The organism is Microseira sp. BLCC-F43 (genome assembly GCF_041929235.1).
In the GTDB taxonomy this organism is placed as follows: Bacteria; Cyanobacteriota; Cyanobacteriia; order Cyanobacteriales; family Aerosakkonemataceae; genus Microseira.
Genome location: NZ_JBHFNP010000096.1, coordinates 1 through 15,894 on the forward strand (window position 1 = coordinate 1; position 15,894 = coordinate 15,894).

General features: G+C 43.0%; 21 protein-coding genes, 8 tRNA genes and 1 pseudogene. 22 read left to right on the forward strand and 8 right to left on the reverse strand.

The features are described from left to right. Positions 1-222 precede the first annotated feature (222 nt). The 6 genes from ACE1CM_RS14600 to ACE1CM_RS14625 all read left to right on the forward strand — a co-directional run bounded on the left by ACE1CM_RS14600 (position 223) and on the right by ACE1CM_RS14625 (position 2,915). Positions 223-294, forward strand: a tRNA-Val gene (locus ACE1CM_RS14600). Between the two features lie 38 nt (positions 295-332). Then, positions 333-405, forward strand: a tRNA-Arg gene (locus ACE1CM_RS14605). 136 nt (positions 406-541) lie between these two features. Then, entirely contained in the window at positions 542-1,828 is a 1,287-nt protein-coding gene (locus tag ACE1CM_RS14610; RefSeq protein ID WP_374878246.1) for an RNA ligase family protein, read from the forward strand. Positions 1,829-2,179: 351 nt separating this feature from the next. Next, positions 2,180-2,278: transfer RNA gene (locus tag ACE1CM_RS14615), tRNA-Ala, on the forward strand. A 75-nt stretch (positions 2,279-2,353) separates the two neighbouring features. Further along, entirely contained in the window at positions 2,354-2,803 is a 450-nt protein-coding gene (locus tag ACE1CM_RS14620; RefSeq protein WP_374878247.1) for an NADAR family protein, read from the forward strand. Positions 2,804-2,842: 39 nt separating this feature from the next. Next, positions 2,843-2,915, forward strand: a tRNA-Ala gene (locus ACE1CM_RS14625). 48 nt (positions 2,916-2,963) lie between these two features. Here ACE1CM_RS14625 and ACE1CM_RS14630 read toward each other — a convergent pair. Beyond that, positions 2,964-3,662: a homing endonuclease associated repeat-containing protein gene (locus ACE1CM_RS14630; RefSeq protein ID WP_374878248.1), complete on the reverse strand. Its 699-nt coding sequence runs from the start codon at positions 3,660-3,662 to the stop codon at positions 2,964-2,966. A 190-nt stretch (positions 3,663-3,852) separates the two neighbouring features. On the opposite strand from ACE1CM_RS14630, the gene ACE1CM_RS14635 reads away from it, so the two are divergent. After that, positions 3,853-3,939: transfer RNA gene (locus ACE1CM_RS14635), tRNA-Ser, on the forward strand. A 224-nt stretch (positions 3,940-4,163) separates the two neighbouring features. After that, the gene (locus ACE1CM_RS14640) at positions 4,164-4,694 is read left to right on the forward strand and encodes a hypothetical protein (protein WP_374878249.1); all 531 of its coding nucleotides are present in this window, start codon (positions 4,164-4,166) and stop codon (positions 4,692-4,694) included. 177 nt (positions 4,695-4,871) lie between these two features. Here ACE1CM_RS14640 and ACE1CM_RS14645 read toward each other — a convergent pair whose 3' ends face one another. The 3 genes from ACE1CM_RS14645 to ACE1CM_RS14655 all read right to left on the reverse strand — a co-directional run bounded on the left by ACE1CM_RS14645 (position 4,872) and on the right by ACE1CM_RS14655 (position 5,529). Next, the gene (locus ACE1CM_RS14645; protein WP_374878250.1) at positions 4,872-5,102 is read right to left on the reverse strand and encodes a hypothetical protein; all 231 of its coding nucleotides are present in this window, start codon (positions 5,100-5,102) and stop codon (positions 4,872-4,874) included. A 76-nt stretch (positions 5,103-5,178) separates the two neighbouring features. Further along, entirely contained in the window at positions 5,179-5,319 is a 141-nt protein-coding gene (locus ACE1CM_RS14650; protein ID WP_374878251.1) for a ribbon-helix-helix domain-containing protein, read from the reverse strand. Between the two features lie 33 nt (positions 5,320-5,352). After that, complete coding sequence (locus ACE1CM_RS14655; RefSeq protein ID WP_374878252.1) at positions 5,353-5,529, reverse strand: hypothetical protein; 177 nt, start codon at positions 5,527-5,529, stop codon at positions 5,353-5,355. 94 nt (positions 5,530-5,623) lie between these two features. Between ACE1CM_RS14655 and ACE1CM_RS14660 the strand changes: the two genes are divergently transcribed. The 11 genes from ACE1CM_RS14660 to ACE1CM_RS14710 all read left to right on the forward strand — a co-directional run bounded on the left by ACE1CM_RS14660 (position 5,624) and on the right by ACE1CM_RS14710 (position 11,128). Next, on the forward strand, positions 5,624-5,830 hold the full coding sequence (locus ACE1CM_RS14660) for a hypothetical protein (protein WP_374878253.1): 207 nt from the start codon (positions 5,624-5,626) through the stop codon (positions 5,828-5,830). Between the two features lie 125 nt (positions 5,831-5,955). Beyond that, positions 5,956-6,303, forward strand: a complete 348-nt coding sequence (locus ACE1CM_RS14665) for an addiction module protein (RefSeq protein WP_374878254.1) — start codon at positions 5,956-5,958, stop codon at positions 6,301-6,303. Positions 6,304-6,589: 286 nt separating this feature from the next. Continuing rightward, positions 6,590-7,408, forward strand: coding sequence for a 2-succinyl-6-hydroxy-2,4-cyclohexadiene-1-carboxylate synthase (gene menH / locus ACE1CM_RS14670; RefSeq protein ID WP_374878255.1), 819 nt, complete (start codon positions 6,590-6,592; stop codon positions 7,406-7,408). Positions 7,409-7,480: 72 nt separating this feature from the next. Then, complete coding sequence (locus tag ACE1CM_RS14675; protein ID WP_374878256.1) at positions 7,481-7,612, forward strand: hypothetical protein; 132 nt, start codon at positions 7,481-7,483, stop codon at positions 7,610-7,612. A gap of 38 nt (positions 7,613-7,650) precedes the next feature. Further along, positions 7,651-8,229 (forward strand): dihydrofolate reductase family protein, encoded by a 579-nt coding sequence (locus ACE1CM_RS14680; protein ID WP_374878257.1) that lies wholly within the window; start codon positions 7,651-7,653, stop codon positions 8,227-8,229. 62 nt (positions 8,230-8,291) lie between these two features. Next, complete coding sequence (locus tag ACE1CM_RS14685; protein ID WP_374878258.1) at positions 8,292-8,510, forward strand: hypothetical protein; 219 nt, start codon at positions 8,292-8,294, stop codon at positions 8,508-8,510. Beyond that, on the forward strand, positions 8,507-8,887 hold the full coding sequence (locus tag ACE1CM_RS14690; protein WP_374878259.1) for a type II toxin-antitoxin system VapC family toxin: 381 nt from the start codon (positions 8,507-8,509) through the stop codon (positions 8,885-8,887). Before ACE1CM_RS14685 ends, ACE1CM_RS14690 begins: the two co-directional genes overlap by 4 nt. A 206-nt stretch (positions 8,888-9,093) precedes the next feature. Beyond that, positions 9,094-9,179: transfer RNA gene (locus tag ACE1CM_RS14695), tRNA-Ser, on the forward strand. A gap of 68 nt (positions 9,180-9,247) precedes the next feature. Beyond that, positions 9,248-10,477, forward strand: coding sequence for an elongation factor Tu (gene tuf / locus ACE1CM_RS14700; protein WP_374878260.1), 1,230 nt, complete (start codon positions 9,248-9,250; stop codon positions 10,475-10,477). Positions 10,478-10,902: 425 nt separating this feature from the next. After that, positions 10,903-10,975 (forward strand) — tRNA-Lys (locus ACE1CM_RS14705). Positions 10,976-11,056: 81 nt separating this feature from the next. Continuing rightward, positions 11,057-11,128, forward strand: a tRNA-Lys gene (locus ACE1CM_RS14710). Between the two features lie 150 nt (positions 11,129-11,278). Here the strand turns inward: ACE1CM_RS14710 and ACE1CM_RS14715 are convergent. Further along, complete coding sequence (locus ACE1CM_RS14715) at positions 11,279-11,548, reverse strand: hypothetical protein (protein WP_374878261.1); 270 nt, start codon at positions 11,546-11,548, stop codon at positions 11,279-11,281. Between the two features lie 423 nt (positions 11,549-11,971). Continuing rightward, positions 11,972-12,136 carry a ribbon-helix-helix domain-containing protein gene (locus ACE1CM_RS14720; RefSeq protein WP_374878262.1) on the reverse strand — a complete coding sequence of 55 codons (165 nt, stop codon included), beginning with the start codon at positions 12,134-12,136 and terminating at the stop codon, positions 11,972-11,974. 273 nt (positions 12,137-12,409) lie between these two features. Here ACE1CM_RS14720 and ACE1CM_RS14725 point away from each other — a divergent pair, with 273 nt between their 5' ends. Both ACE1CM_RS14725 and ACE1CM_RS14730 read left to right on the forward strand, forming a co-directional pair. After that, entirely contained in the window at positions 12,410-12,802 is a 393-nt protein-coding gene (locus tag ACE1CM_RS14725) for a hypothetical protein (RefSeq protein ID WP_374878263.1), read from the forward strand. 167 nt (positions 12,803-12,969) lie between these two features. Continuing rightward, the gene (locus tag ACE1CM_RS14730; RefSeq protein WP_374878264.1) at positions 12,970-13,233 is read left to right on the forward strand and encodes a hypothetical protein; all 264 of its coding nucleotides are present in this window, start codon (positions 12,970-12,972) and stop codon (positions 13,231-13,233) included. Positions 13,234-13,235: 2 nt separating this feature from the next. Here the strand turns inward: ACE1CM_RS14730 and ACE1CM_RS14735 are convergent, their stop codons facing one another. Next, entirely contained in the window at positions 13,236-13,583 is a 348-nt protein-coding gene (locus ACE1CM_RS14735; protein WP_374878265.1) for a XisI protein, read from the reverse strand. Further along, positions 13,571-13,945, reverse strand: a pseudogene (locus tag ACE1CM_RS14740) (element excision factor XisH family protein). Before ACE1CM_RS14740 ends, ACE1CM_RS14735 begins: the two are co-directional and overlap by 13 nt. Positions 13,946-14,462: 517 nt before the next feature. Between ACE1CM_RS14740 and ACE1CM_RS14745 the strand changes: the two are divergent. Then, complete coding sequence (locus ACE1CM_RS14745; protein ID WP_374878266.1) at positions 14,463-15,383, forward strand: NYN domain-containing protein; 921 nt, start codon at positions 14,463-14,465, stop codon at positions 15,381-15,383. Positions 15,384-15,894 lie beyond the last annotated feature (511 nt).

The window sequence follows — 15,894 nt, forward strand, 5'->3', positions numbered from 1 at the left end:
CAACGAATTTTAGTTTTAGCGTGATAGTTACTCTGCTCATGTTATTATTATAACACAGACTTACCCAAATAGGTAATATGACGGCGGTTAAAACCGCTCGCGTCGCTTTTCATCCACCACTTAAAAGATGGTAGCTTTCAATACCGCCCTTATAGGTAATGGCTAGTATCTGAGTGTGCCACGCTCAGCGCATGGGTCCCTTGTCCCATCATCCGCTTTTATAGTCCTGTAGCTCAATGGGAGAGCGTTTGCCTTACAAGCAAGGGGTTGCCCGTTCAAATCCTGCCAGGACTATTTGATTTTAGATTTTAGATTTCAGATTTTAGATTTATGGGAATGTAGCTCAATGGATAGAGCGCGAAGCTTCTACCTTCGTTTGTGTGGGTTCAAGTCCTACCATTCCCGTTTAAAATGTTAGTTTTTTGATTAAAGGAGGTGGTTAGATTCACTGTTTAATTTCCGGAAACTGGATAAGTCGCATACTAAATTCACTATAGGTCTGCGTAAGTCTCGCTCGAGTGATACATCAAGGAGTTTCCCCATGCCTGTAATTGCTATGGAAGTAAAAACCGCACAAAATCATCCGAATGCTGATGCGCTGCGTCTCTATAGTTTTGCAGCTCCGGGGTGGGAGCCAGTGCAAATAGTTGCTAACTCAGAAAACATTTATGAGGTTGGCGATATCGTTGCGATCGCTTTAACTGATTCTGTACTGAAAGATGGCACTAAAATCAAACCTGTAAAGCTGCGAGGTGTTTATTCTTTTGGCATGGCTCTTGGTAAGGTAGAGGCAGAAATTGGCACCGATCTGTCAGCTATTTACTGTCAAGAAACAGTGGCGCGTTCGGCAATATTGCAAACATGGCCTAGTATCGAATTGCTGTACAATCTACGTCGCAGTTTAGAAGCTGTTGGGGAAACTCCCAAGATAACTTATCGAGCTAAAGTTAAACTCGACGGGACAAATGGTGGGATTCAAATTTTTACCGATGGTAGAGTTGCTGTCCAAAGTCGATCGCAGATAATTTCAACGGAAAATGACAATCTCGGTTTTGCTAATTGGGTAAATCAAAACATCGAGTTTTTTAGTCGGTTAGCCAGTTCCGAACATACAACTATTTTTGGGGAATGGTGCGGTAAAGGAATTCAAAAACGCACGGCTATTTCCCAGATCGATCGGAAAATCTTTGCTGCGTTCGCAATTCAATTCGGCGGCGTAGATGGAAAGTTAGCAAAACTGGAAATTCGTCCCGATAAAATCGCTGAGTTTTTGCCCAAGCATCCCGATATTTTTGTCTTGCCTTTTTATGGAGAACCGTTTGTTTTGGATTTTGGCGATCGCGAGCAACTGGCATCAGTTGTTGACAGCCTCAATCAAGCGGTTGATACTGTAGAAAAAGTCGATCCTTGGGTGAAAGAAACTTTTGGCATTGAAGGAATTGGCGAAGGGTTGGTAATGTTTCCAGAAAGCGGCGAACTTACAGAACGTCTATCTTATGCGGAACTGCTGTTCAAAGCTAAAGGTGAAAAACACCAAGTAGTAAAAACGAAAGCACCCGTTCAAATCGATCCAGAAGTTGCTCAAAGTATTGACGATTTTGTCAATCTGTTTGTCACAACTGCTCGTCTAGAACAAGCGGTTACTGCTGTTGGCTGCGATCGCTTTGAGATGCCACAAATCGGAGCATTTTTGCAGTGGTTTATGACAGACGTGCAAAAAGAAAGTGTGGCTGAATTAGAGGCTGCTCAACTCTCTTGGAAAGATGTTAATAAAGCTTTGATGAAATCGGCTAGGGAATGGTATCAGGAAAAGGCGAAATCTTTGTAGCTTAAAACAATACAATTCCCGGTTGAAATGTTAGTATATTGATTAAAGGAGGTGGTTCCATTCACTGGCTAATTTTCTCTACAAAGTTCGCGCGATCGCATCCACAAAGCGTGCCCTAACTCCCAAGAGCTTACATACTTTAGTACGAGAGGAAAAGTGCTACCGCAAAAACGGTAGGCGCGTGGGAACGGGGAGTGCGAAGAACCTGGGAGGTTGGCTTGGAGGTAGTCATCCTTTAAAGAGTGTGTAGTAACTCACCAGCGGAGTCCCCCTAGTATCTGAGAAAGCGCAATGCTCTGGTAACTTGCACGCTATTTTTTCTGGTGCGATCGCATTTAAAACACATAAAATGGGTCTGTAGCTTAATTGGTAAAGCGTTTAGCTGGCTGCTAAAAAGATGTCAGTACCCTTCGGGAAGGCTTCGCCTACAAATCTGACCAGTATCCACCAAATTATTGCCAAAAATTGCAGATAGCTAGTTGAGCAAAATCTGCAATCTAAAATCTGAAATCTGAAATTAAATTTATGCCGATCTACTTTTACAGCACGAAGGGTGAATATGGTTGTTTTTCTAACTTTTCCCGCCACGGTTTTGAGCTAGATGGATTGTGGTGGATGACGAGCGAACATTATTTTCAAGCTCAGAAGTTTGTGACGACTGACTGGGCTTGGTTTGAGAAAATTTGCGAAGTCAAAAACCCAAAAGATGCGGCTCGAATGGGACGCGATCGCTCTCACCCTTTACGCAGCGATTGGGAACAAGTCAAAGACTCAATTATGCAACAAGGAGTATTGCAAAAATTTAAAACCCATGCCGACATCCGCGAAATTATTCTCGCTACAGGCGATGAATTAATCGTGGAAAATGCACCAGGAGATTACTACTGGGGTTGTGGTAAAGATGGCAGCGGTAAAAATAAATTAGGTGAGATTTTAATGGCAGTGCGCGAGATAGTGAGAATGGGTAATTGGTAATTGTGCGTTTCGCTCGCCTTATTACCTATTACCTACTATGGGTCTGTAGTTCCAATGGGAGAACGCTTCTCTTGCAAAGAAGAGGTTGTGGGTTCGACCCCCACCAGATCCACTGTGTCTGAAGCCAAAGTGGTCGCGGCGCTGATTTGTGGCATCAGTATTAGGGGATTCGAGTTCCCCCAGACACCTTTGAATTGATAATGGAGGTTATGATGTTAAGATATTTTTGAGAGGTAGATTTCTGGAACTTTTTTTGTTGAGAGCAGTTGATAAAGGCTAATTCAATTCCCTTTTCTAAACAGGCTTGAAACTTGCGGCTATCATTATTTTGAATAGACGCTAGTTTTTCTGCCCCGTAAATTGGCTCATAATGGAAAATACCATTTAACTCAAAAGCTAAATTTACAGAGGGAATGTATATATCAAGCTCTGCGTTTATGGCATCTTTGCAATTGAAATGAATTTCTAATTCTGGATAAAGCTTTAAAAGCTGCTCCTCAAGCCAATCTTCAAGCTTAGATCGTCTAGTTCCATGATTTTTATGGCAATTTTTGTAAGTTGCTGCACATGAATTTGAACAAAAATCGGGTTTGCCCTCTTGTAGTCGGTGTCTTTGTTTATAAAAAACCTTACCACAGTTACAACAAACTACTTCCTTCGCTAGGATTGGTTTGACGAATAACGGTAAGCCTGCTGCTTTCAAAGCATTATTCCAACTTCCAAATTTCCTGACAACTGTATTGTGGGTTACTGGGCAAGGAATACTTTTATCTCTAACTTTATTTAAGGCAGGAACTACACCATGAGACTGATAGTATTCTTGGAACCATTTTATTAGTTGGTCTTGAGTGATTCGCATGACAAGCTTTTAAACGTCTTGCCATTTTACTATTAAATGGGGTGTAGATCAATAAAAAAGATTCATTAAGAATCGCTATACACCCAAAATTTTGTCAGCTGCTGCCGAGAGGACGGCAACCTGTCTCGAACACAGGAGTGCAGTTAACAACTGTACGGGTTCGACTCCTCCAGCTTCCGTTATTCAACTTGGAAGATGCCGCTAAATGGACGGCAAGCGGTCTTGAAAACCGTGGTACGGCAGAGATGTCGTAGGGGTTCGATTCCTCCATCTTCCTTTTATCCACCGGAAGCCGAGAAGCGAGGCACTGTGCTGATAACGCAGAGGTAGAAGGGGCAGTACCTTCCCGGTGGATTTCTGTGAAGTCACTGGCGTTGCGATCGCTTGATGGGGTGGATCGACTCCATCGGCTGAGTACGAAATAGCATTTCGCATAGTTGTATTTAACCTCTGTGAATACTTGGACAAAAAGTTCAACTATAGCGTAGGGTTAAACCCAATATGAACAGTGCAAACGATCCTTTGTCACCAGAAAAGTTGCAGCTATTCATTGCTGGACTTTCAGGACTCTCGAAGGAGGAGATACGCAAAGCCAAGTCTCTTTATATTCGCAACGCCATCTCAGAGTATCATGCCTTAGTCGAAACCCATAAAGCATTCGAGCAAGCCGCTGCCTTGCACAATCTTATTCCAATCTTCTGGCCTATGCTGTCTGGAGCCAGACGAATGCAGGAAGTTGACGAGCGTTTAGCTCGTCAGAGGATTTTAGACGCAATTGAAGTTTGGCAAGAAGATCTTGCTGGAGAAGTATTTGCGATCGACCCGGAGGAAACGCAATTATCAAATCCGGGATACTCTGGCGCAGAAAAACCGGCTCAAAACAGCCCAAACAAAACCATAAGAGTCGTTGTTGCCTTTGGGCTTGCAGCTTTAGGGGTAGTTTTCTTGCTTGCGGGAGATTGGTTTAGCAGTCTCATTTATTTTGGAATTGCCTATTTTCTGTTTAAGTGGACAGATGGGCAATCTCGGTAATGGCGGCAAGGCTATCTGCTGCTCGACTTAGCTGTTAGCGTACCAAAGATGCGATCGCTCCCTCTGTTCCTTCAACTCCATCTTTATGAATTCTCCCTTGCCTGTGGGATGCAGACCTAGCCCTGCGAAGGCTGGTGACCAAGTTCGACTCTTGGGCAAGGGGTTAGCTGTTCAACCTTAGTCACCAGTGGGGTGTACATCGGGGTTATAGCTGCACGTAGGTTGGAGCCTGGTCATCAACTGTCTGAGCAAAAAAGCATTGGCGTTCCAAGCGGTATAAAGGGTAGCCCCTCTTCCCTGCCGCTGGAAGATCTCTTGCGCTTTGTCATGGCAGATAGTCGCCAGCAGACTGACAACAGAAACTAAGCCCAGTTCATCGACCAGGGCTTCCAGTTCATCTTGGGTCATAAGTAAACCTTCAGGGTTGACTATACCCTAAAATAACACAAAGTACCTTTTAAGGGTACTAATGGTATACTTATAGCTACTTGGTTTCTGTTTCGTCTACGAGGTTGTATTCCTTGACAGCCGCCATGACCAGCAGAGTGGACATGGGAACTCCAGTCTGTTGGGAGATTTTTCTCAGTTTGTCATGCAAGCTCTTAGGCACCGTGACTTTAATCACAGCCGTCTCTTCTTTTTGGGCCATTTTCAGCAGTTATCCCCAATCCGAGGTGTCTTTGTCATCTATGAGCTTATATTCTTTGAGAGTTGCCAGGAGCATCAGTTTAGACATGGATATTCCTGACTCATCAGATAGCTTCTTCAGCTTTTGGTAAATGTGATTGGGCATTGTGACTTTGATGGTTTTGGAAGTTTCCTCTTGTTCAGGCATTTCAAGCAGCGATCGCTAAACCACACCAGCTTATCCGCTTTCCGAGTGCCGATAAAGGGCATAGTCAGGGTATCCTTTTGGGATGGCAACCAAAATGACACTCAGCATCAAGCTAGACCCTGAAGTCAAGCGGCAACTGGAGGATATAGCTAAACAGCAAAACACCAGCTTAAATCGGTTGGTGCTGAGGTACATATCGCAAGGTATTCAAGCTGATACAGGAGTACCAGATAGGTTAGCGGCTATTGAGGCTAGGCTGGATGCTATTGAGGCTAATTTGAATCTGAAACCTCAAATCTAATCTTCTTGTTCAGCCATTTTAAGCAGCGATCGCTAGACCACACCAGCTTATCCGCTTTCCGGGTACCGATAAAGTGCAGCAACCGCTATATTTGAGATGTAATGTCATCTGTTTAGAGCAGTTGCATGGACATCACAGCTACATTGAAGGAAATAACAGCCTTAAGCATTGAAACTCGGATTCGCATTGTGCAGGCTATTTTAGACAGTATTGCAGCAGAGCAAGCCGATCTCAATCTCACAGAAACACAACAGCGGGAACTCGATCGCAGAATTGCTGACTATAATCCATCACGAGCAGAGTTTAATAAACTCCGATCGCTTGAACTTTTTCGTAGTATCCGTCAAGCCGGAAAGCATCTATACCCCAAACTACCAAATTCAGGACTAACAATCGATACAAGTCAGATGAGTCCTCAAGCAGCAGCGCATAAAATCTGTGATTTTTTTGGATTAAAATTGCTACAAGGTTGAAGATTTTGAATCGAAACGGCGTCTTAGTACTTAATTATCGGGTGATAACTTAAATCGCTGTCGTATATAAGCTAGTTGTAACAGTTTTTGAATCATGTGGATACTTGAGTCAATAAGATATGAGTTACCCATGGTCTATCTACCTTCTTCAGCGCCAGCTTAGGGAAGATGAATATATGAGATTTATTGAGGAATGTGCTGGCATCAAGTAAGCAGGTAGGCGCCAAGGCATAAATCAAGCAGAAAATGCTAAGCTGAAAGATCTAAGAGGATATGAGGAGTAAATGTGGAAAAATATATCAAAGTTGAGAATTATAACTTTAACTATTGCTCCAGAGGCAGTTCGACTAATTTCCCGATTCTCTTTTTGCACGGATTCCTAGGAAATTGCCACGAATTTAATCAATCTATATCGCTCCTATCCAAGGATTTTTACTGTTTAGCAGTTACTCTACCTGGTCATGGAAAAACTAAAGTAATCGGTGGAGAAGAATATTACAAAATGGAGCATACTGCCCAGGGTTTGATTAGATTTATAGCAGCATTGGGGATCAAAGGATGTATTCTAATCGGTTATTCAATGGGAGGAAGATTAGCTTTATATCTAGCTCTCTATTTCCCAGAGTATTTCTCTCAAGCTATCCTTGAATCGGCTTCCCCAGGCTTAAAAACACAAGCAGAACGAGACAAGAGAATTCAGCAGGATCTCCAGCTAGCAAAAGAGTTAGAAACTGAGGATTTTTCATGTTTTATAACTAAATGGTATAACCAACCTTTATTTGCTTCTCTCAAAAAACATCCTGATTTTGAGAGGATGCTAGAGCATCGTCTACAAAGCAACCCTTTGGAACTATCTAAATCGCTTCGTAATCTTAGTACAGGATGTCAACCCTCTCTATGGATAAAGCTTCAGGAAAATTTGGTTCCTTTACTTTTGCTAGTTGGTGAGCTAGATCAAAAATTTATTAGCATCAATACTGAGATGGTCAGCTTGTGTAAATTTGCCCAATTAGAAATAGTTAATAATTGCGGTCATAATATTCATTGGGAAACTGCAAATTTATTTGGAGAAAAAATCAGGCATTTTTTAAAGGTTAACCGTTAGTCTCAAATTTTAGTGCTTATATTGCCGCAACCCAACGGGAAGTAGATAAACCCTTCCTCATGCTAGTCGAAGATGTCTACTCCAGAGTTAGCGTTAGATATGATGAGGAGGCTTGATTTGTCAGATACACCAGCTGAAATTATCGCTCAAATTTTCCATCCCAGTTTAGGTTGGTCTGAAGGTAAAAATAATTATCATCGGTAATATATCCGCGTTGCAGTAGTTTATCAGGAGAGTTTAATATGCGCGAACTAAAGTATTACATCGCTTGCAGTGTTGATGGATTTATTGCTCACAAGGACGGCTCATTTGAAGGCTTTCTCCAGGAAGGCGAGCATATAACTGATTTACTCGAATCTTTTCCCGAAACTTTTCCAGTTCACTTTCGCGATGCACTGGGTATCCATCCAGAAAATAAGTGCTTCGATGTTGTTCTAATGGGGCGTAAGACATACGAAGTGGGGCTAAATGTTGGAATCACTAACCCTTATCCGCACATGAAACAGTATGTTTTTTCACGCAGCATGAAAGAAAGTCCAGAGCGGAATGTGGAACTCGTTTCAGAAGATGCTGTTGCATTAGTAAAAAGTTTGAAGAATCAAACAGGCAAAGACATCTGGATCTGTGGTGGTGCAGATTTAGCCACAACACTTTTTGCTGAAAAATTGATTGACAAGCTAATCCTAAAGGTGAATCCATTTCTAATGGGTTCAGGCATTCCACTTTTTAGAGAAGCGATCGCGCAAACCGATCTGGAACTCACCGACAGCAAGATTTATGCAAATGGTGTCTTGGTGCTGCATTATCGGGTGATAATTTGAATCGCTGTGGTATAATATATGCCTGATGTAACAGTTATACAACAATATTGTACAATAAAGGCATGAATATTGAATCTCTCAAATTAGAATTAATTCAGTGGATTTTATTGTTGAAAGATCTTCAACTTTTAAACGAAATCCAAAAATTAAAAGAAAATGCAGTGGAAAAGACTGTTGCCGTTCAACCTCGTCAATTTGGTTGTGGCAAGGGCATTTTTACTTATGTGGCAGATGATTTTGATGCAACGCCTCCAGGGTTTGAAGAATATATGCTGCCATGAAATATCTCATCGATACTCACATTCTAATTTGGTTTATTGAAGGGGATGAGAAGCTTTCCGAAGAAGCACGAGCGTTAATTGCTAATCCTGCCAATGACATTTACGTCAGTCAAGCTAGCTTGTGGGAAATGACCATCAAGATTAGTATTGGTAAATTGTCATTGTCCATTTCGCTTTCGGACTTAGAACTATTTCTGGTCAGTAACCAGTTTCAGATTTTAGAAACTCAATTTCGTCATTACGAAATATTGCATTATTTGCCCTTTCATCATCAAGATCCTTTTGAGCGCATGATTATTGCTCAGGCGAAAGCAGAAGATTATACAATCATCACCCATGACGATCGCTTCAAACTGTACGATGTCAAATTATTCTGATTTGAAATAGATTTTAGATTGAATTCCAATCGGCAATCTGAAATCTGAAATTTGAAATTACTTTTTCCCTTACCTGCCGGATGCAGACCTATCTTTCCTAAAGATGGAGTGTCAAGTTCGACTCTTGAGCCAGGGGTTAATTTTATATTTTAGATTCAATTGTTGCTTTAAATCTGCAATTTTCAATCTAAAATATGAAATTCACTGGAAAGTGCGGCTGTGTGGACGGCAACTGGTTTGGAATACCAGCGTGCAGCATTATGCTGTAGAGGTTCGACTCCTCCACTTTCCGTTTAGTTGTTAATAGTTAATCGTTAACTGTTAACAGCTATTTATAACAAAAAAGAGGAGCTAAAGTGCATGGCACGCAACAAATTTGAACGGAAAAAACCCCATGTTAATATTGGCACGCTCGGTCACGTTGACCACGGGAAAACGACTCTAACGGCGGCTATTACTATGACTTTGGCTGCGCGAGGACAAGCGATCCCAACATCCTACGATCAAATTGACTCAGCTCCCGAAGAAAAGCAACGCGGCATTACGATCAATACTGCCCACGTAGAGTACGAAACCGATTCGCGCCACTACGCCCACGTAGACTGTCCCGGACATGCGGACTATGTGAAAAACATGATAACGGGTGCCGCTCAAATGGATGGTGCGATCCTGGTTGTATCGGCGGCAGATGGCCCGATGCCGCAAACGCGGGAACACATTCTGTTAGCGCGACAAGTCGGCGTGCCTCACCTTGTTGTCTTTTTGAATAAAAAAGATATGGTGGACGATGAGGAAATTTTGGAACTGGTAGAACTGGAAATCCGCGAACTTTTGAGTGATTACGAATTCCCCGGCGATGAAATTCCCATTGTGGCAGGTTCTGCTCTCAAAGCGTTGGAAAATATGACCGCAAATCCCAAAATTCAACGGGGTGAAAATGAGTGGGTGGATATTATTTATCAACTCATGGATGCGGTAGATTCTTACGTGCCAACTCCTGTACGAGAAGTCGAGCAACCGTTCTTAATGGCAGTGGAAAATGTTGTTTCTATTACTGGTCAAGGAACCGTTGCCACGGGTTTAATCGAACGAGGTGAAATTCAAGTCGGCGATCCGGTTGAATTGGTCGGTTTGAAGGAAACAAAAAGCGCCGTTGTCAAGGGAATCGAAACATTTCGTAAAACCTTGAATAAAGCGATCGCAGGCGACAACGCCGGTTTATTGCTGCGGGGAATCCAAAAGCAGGAAATCGAACGGGGAATGGCAATTGCTAAACCCGGTTCGATTACTCCCCATACCGCATTCGAGTCGGAAGTCTACGTTTTGACCGCAAAAGAAGGAGGTCGCCAGACACCATTTTTTGCCGGATATCAGCCTCAATTCTTCGTGCGGACAACCGATGTTACCGGGAAAATTGCCTCATTTATGGGGGATGATGGCAGTGTAGCCGAGATGGTAATACCGGGCGATCGCATCAAAATGACTGTAGAGTTGGGGAAAGCGATCGCCATCGAACAAGGAATGCGTTTCGCCATCCGCGAAGGCGGTCATACCATCGGCGCTGGCGTCGTTTCCAAAATCCTCAAGTAGCCCACAGGCTAAAGCCTGGGGCTACACAAACCAAGTCCGCCTACGCGGACTGAGAAACATCAGCAATTTTGCAGCCTGCGTAGGCAGGCTTTGTTTGTCTAGCCGCGACTTCAGTCGTCTGGGGCTAGACAAACCAATTGTGAGAAACATCACCAATTTTACAGCCTGCGTAGGCAGGCTTTGTTTGTCTAGCCGCGACTTCAGTCGTCTGGGGCTACACAAACCAAGTCCGCCTAAGCCGACTGAGAAACATCAGCAATTTTACAGCCTGCGTAGGCAGGCTTTGTTTGTCTAGCCGCGACTTCAGTCGTCTGGTGCTACACAAACCAAGTCCGCCTAAGCCGACTGAGAAACATCAGCAATTTTACAGCCTGCGTAGGCAAGCTTTGTTTGCCTAGCCGCGACTTCAGTCGTCCGGCTTTTTTGGGAATGTAGCTCAATAGGCAGAGCAAGTGACTCTTAATCACGGGGTTGCAGGTTCGATTCCTGTCATTCCCATCAGGAGATTTTAGATTGAAGATTTTAGATTGCAGATTTAATTCCAATCTGAAATCTTCAATCTGCAATCTGCAATTACCTGGGTGGTTGGCATAGCGGCTGTGCAGCGGGCTTTTAACCCGCCCAAGATAGGTTCGACTCCTATACCACCCATAGGAATTTTATATTTTAGATTTTGGATTTTCGATTGAATTTTGAGTATTGGAATCAAGTGTTTGAAAAGTAGGGGCACGGCATCAGTAAATAAAACCGACAAACCGAAATATTGATAATGCCGTGCCCCTACCGCACGTGGGTTAACTTTCATTCAGCTATGGCGTCTACACCCGGTTTATGGATGATTGTCGGTTGTAGCCGAATCATCAATTGTCTAAGCAAGAAAGCGTTGGCATTCCAAGCGGTATAAAGCGTCGCCCCTTTTCCCTTCAGCCTCAAAATCTGTTGAGCTTTATCGTGGCAGATAGTCGCCAGCAGGCTGACGACAGAAACCAAGCCCAGTTCATCCACAAGGGCTTCGAGTTGATCTTGTGTCATCATCAACGCTCCATTAGAGGATGAAACCAAGAATAGCATATCTGATATCCTTAAGACAGCTTTTAAGGGTATATTAGGCATCTTCTAGCTGTCTGAACGTTCCCCAGTCAGGTTATACTTTTCTATGGCAGCGATGAGCAGCAAGGTAGCCATTGGAATACCTCGGGTCTCCGATAGCTCTTTCAGCTTTTCATGAATCTTTTTGGGCATAGTGACTTTAAGAGAAACTGTGTCTTGCTTTTTCGCGGTCATCTCGGTGGACTGTAAACTAACCTGATTATCTGTCTTATCCTGCCTTGGGGTGGTAAATACCCCTTAAGGATGTCTTAGCTAGGGTAGATAGGCTAGCAACGATTGAGGCGAGGTAGAATGCCATCGCGAAGTGTGGCGTGAGCCGTATCGCCCGTAGGTTGAATAAAGCGTATAAAAAATAACTTATATAACGGTTTAATATACTTAAATTTACTTATTTTCTTGTTCGTCTACAAATTTGTATTCTTTGACAGCCGCCATGACCAGCAGAGTTGACATGGGAACTCCAGTCTGTTGGGAAATGTTTCTCAGTTTTTCATGCAAGCGCTTAGGCACTGTGACTTTAATCACAGCCATCTCTTCTTTTTGGGCCATTTTCAGCAGTTATCTTGAGATGACACTAGCTTATCTCCTTTCCATGTACCTATAAAGGGTAGCGCTCACCCTTACAAGTACCGATTGAGTGGTCGAAGCGAATAAGGGCTTTGCTCCACAGGGTAATATACGGAAAGTTTTAATGTAAATAATTGCCAAAATTGCCTGAGCTTTTTCCGGATCATCACTTAGTTAAGACGTAAAAGATGTTAGCTGCAAAAGAGCATGGATAAGGGTGCTAGATAGCAAATGTAACTGCAATAAGGTTTATTTATGTCACCAAAAGTAGCAATTACTACAGCTTTAGTAAGTTTCTGGTCTGTGTCCCAGCTATATAGCCCAGAAGTGGCAAAAGCTATCCCATCTGCAAATCAAGTTGACAATTGGTTGAGAGTTGGATTTAGCACACTTGGTCTTGGCACTGCAGTTTATGGTGCACATAACACGTATATAAGGGATGGTGAGGTTAAACGGAATTATACCAATCAAAATGGTAGAGTTTTGTTTAGCTACACAGCTAATTGTAGGGATCGTCAAAATGTAGCTCGGTTCTGGCAACATGCTGATAATGGAACAGTAACAAGGATTATTCAGGATCATGTTCCTCGTCAACGTCGGCGAGAAATGGTGCTAGCTCTCATAAATAGAGCTTGTGGTCAGTTCTAGTGCGATCGCCACCGCCGTAGGTTGGGTTAACGGTAGGAAACCCAACGCTCGCTGAGATAAGTAGAATATTGTGGAAAAAAGCGATCGCTCCTTCAATGGCGATCGCTTTTATAGTACTGATGACCTAAAATAGTCACTAAATGACTCCATACAAAAGACTGAAGGCTATGGCACAAGCAACTCTAAATCAAATATTGAGCCAGCTTGAAACTCTTGAACTAGAAGAACTTCATCAACTTAACCAAAAAATTCAAAAATCTCTGGCTGATAAAGAAGAAATTGCCAAGCGAGCCGCATTTCATCAAGCACTACTTGATTCGGGCTTGGTCAAACAAATTAAACATCCTTTGTACGAGCCAATTTCTCAGCGACGGTTAATTCAAGTTGAAGGAAAGCCTGTTTCCGAGACTATTATCGAGGAACGTAGATAGATTTACCCCACGGCATAATCGCTCAATTCCCTCATAAAAGGAGGATGAAACCCCAGCACAATATCAGATTTTGGTACGCCCAAATCTACAAGATCCGCCGCAATATCATGATCAGTTGAATTACAAAAAATCCAAATTTTTCCATTCCGAATAGCAAGATGCATCGTGCATTGATGAATCCATCGGTTATGATGCCAACCTAAATGAACAATTTGATAGTGATGCCGCTCCGTATCAAAAATAGTTTCAACTTCAAACTCACCATAAGCAGGCTTAACCAGGGCATATCTCATCAATAATTGCTGCACAATTTGCTGATATTGCATTAATTTATCTGTCATGCTTTCCATAAAACAATCTGCTCCGATTCAATGTTGTATACAATCAGTTTTACGGCATTCTCTTGCACCATTGATGCGGGAAAATCAAGCTGAAAAAAGCTGTTATAGGTCAGATCGGGAACTGCCAAATATAAGACGCGATCGCGTTCTTCACGCCGCAGTGCTGCGCGATAGTTAATAAACTGTCACAGTGCCGTATGAAACTCTGAAATTGCAGATGCGCTAGCCAGAAAACTTTTGATTTCAACCGCTATTTTCTCACCAGCTCGCTCTGCTGCCAGCAATCGTTCCGCTCCCAGATCGATCTCCATGTCTACACCACCCACTTTAATCTGTAAAGGAGCGTGAGTAACGTCCCAGCCATCTTTGATTACAGGACTTACGCAAGTGCCACAATTGTTGGTTGGTGCGTGACGCTACAAATCCCATTGCTACGTTCAAATATTCTCGCCGCGTCACGCACCCTACAGAAAAAATATGCCAGTTGCGTAAGTCCTAATTAGAGCAATTTTAACGACCTGATGAAAGCGATCTTTTGCAGCCACAATTGACCTTCATTTTGATGTTTCATAATTCCAATTGATCGCAGTATTGACAAAAAATTGATATTGTGGTAAAAAACATAAAAACGGCCTAATCCGCATTCTAAAGTGCAAGATGTTGGTGATAATCTCGGCGGGCAGGCTCATTAGTATCCCCATTTGTGTCTTGTCACCCGACTGGCTGAATACTCAGCGCGATATCTCTTCAAGTGCTTGACTCAGCTATCAAAGGATGGCAAAATATTCGGCTTAATGTTCGGCGAGTGGGTTGACCCGACGCTGGGCAGGATACCAAGGAGCCTACCGCTGAGACTGTCATCCAACTCATGTGGCTGGTGGTAGTTTTTTGAACAAAGCTTGGTTGCAGCTAGATGCGCGATTTATCTATGCTGTCGCATCAACCAATTACCGTTGTGGATATACTAAAATGACCAACATCAATCTCGCTTCAAACCAACCAAAAGCACCGCAAAAAACCTTAGTTTCGATTTATTGGAACTATCAAACTGCGCCCTATGTCAAGATAGCTGAGAATTTGCTGACTTTTGCTGAGTCCCGTGGAACTGTTGTAAACCGTCAGGTTTATAACAATTGGAGTCGTGAAAACAAAGCTAAACAAACTCTAGAAAATCTCGATTTTGATTGTATTGATGTTGTATCGAGAATCGATAGCGCTGTAGACTTCCAATTGTCGATAGACTGCGGGATCGACCCTGTAGATATTGTGATTATTGTCGTGGGCGATCGCTACGGTGACAATTTAATCGATGTCTTGCAAAAAACCGATAAAGACGTGATAGTTTTTGGTCGCAAAGGGCTAGAGGGTAGACCGATCAAAAAGCTGGTTGATGAGTTTTACATCATCGACGATTTACCTGCATTAGTTGCAGATAAGACTCAGCCAGAAACTCAGTCAGAAACTCAGCCAGAAACTCAGTCAGAAACTCAACCAGAAACTCAACCAGAAACTCAATCAGAAACTCAGTCAGAAACAAATGCCGCCCCGCCTGAGATGCCTTACGAACGGGCGATAGAGCATCTGCTGGATGCGATTGAGATAGTTCAAAGCCAAGGTAAGGCTACAGTATATACCCGCGTTTGCAATCAGATGCTGAAGCGCTTTCCACCAAATGTGGTATTTTCATCTATCACTAAGCCTGATGGCAAGAAATTTTCCACATTTGGCAAGTTTGTTGATGCTGCTGTAAAAGATGGGCGAGTCCGAGTTAAAAATCAAGAATTGTTTTTGGCTCGACGGAAAAAATAACACAACGTTGTAGGGGCTAAGGCTAAAGAAAAATTTTGATTTGGCGCAATAATTACTGATGCCGTGCCCCTACTCCAGCTGATTTTGACGCACAACGATAATAGAAACCTGATTTGGCTTTGGCGCGTAGGGAACATCCGAAATCTTCTTTCCAAGGGGAAATTTTATTTAGCCTTAGCCCCTACAACATTCCCGACGATTTTTCATAGAAACCCGGTTTCTTCGTATAATACCTTCGCCAATTTTCTACAACGCCCACACCCTTCAGGGTGTGGCTACACAAACAAAGCCTGCCAAAGCAGGCTCAAATCATTGCAGGCTGCTTTGGCAGCCTTTGTCTGTATAGCCGCACCCTAAAGGGTGCCGGATGCAAGGCGAAGGTATTGTTCGTAGAAACCGGGTTTCTGACCTCTTAGCTCTAAATGTAGGGTGCGTTAGCGCAGCGTAACGCACCGCAACCACCATATATGGTGTCAGCAACCACCATATATGGTGTCAGTGCGTAAGTCCT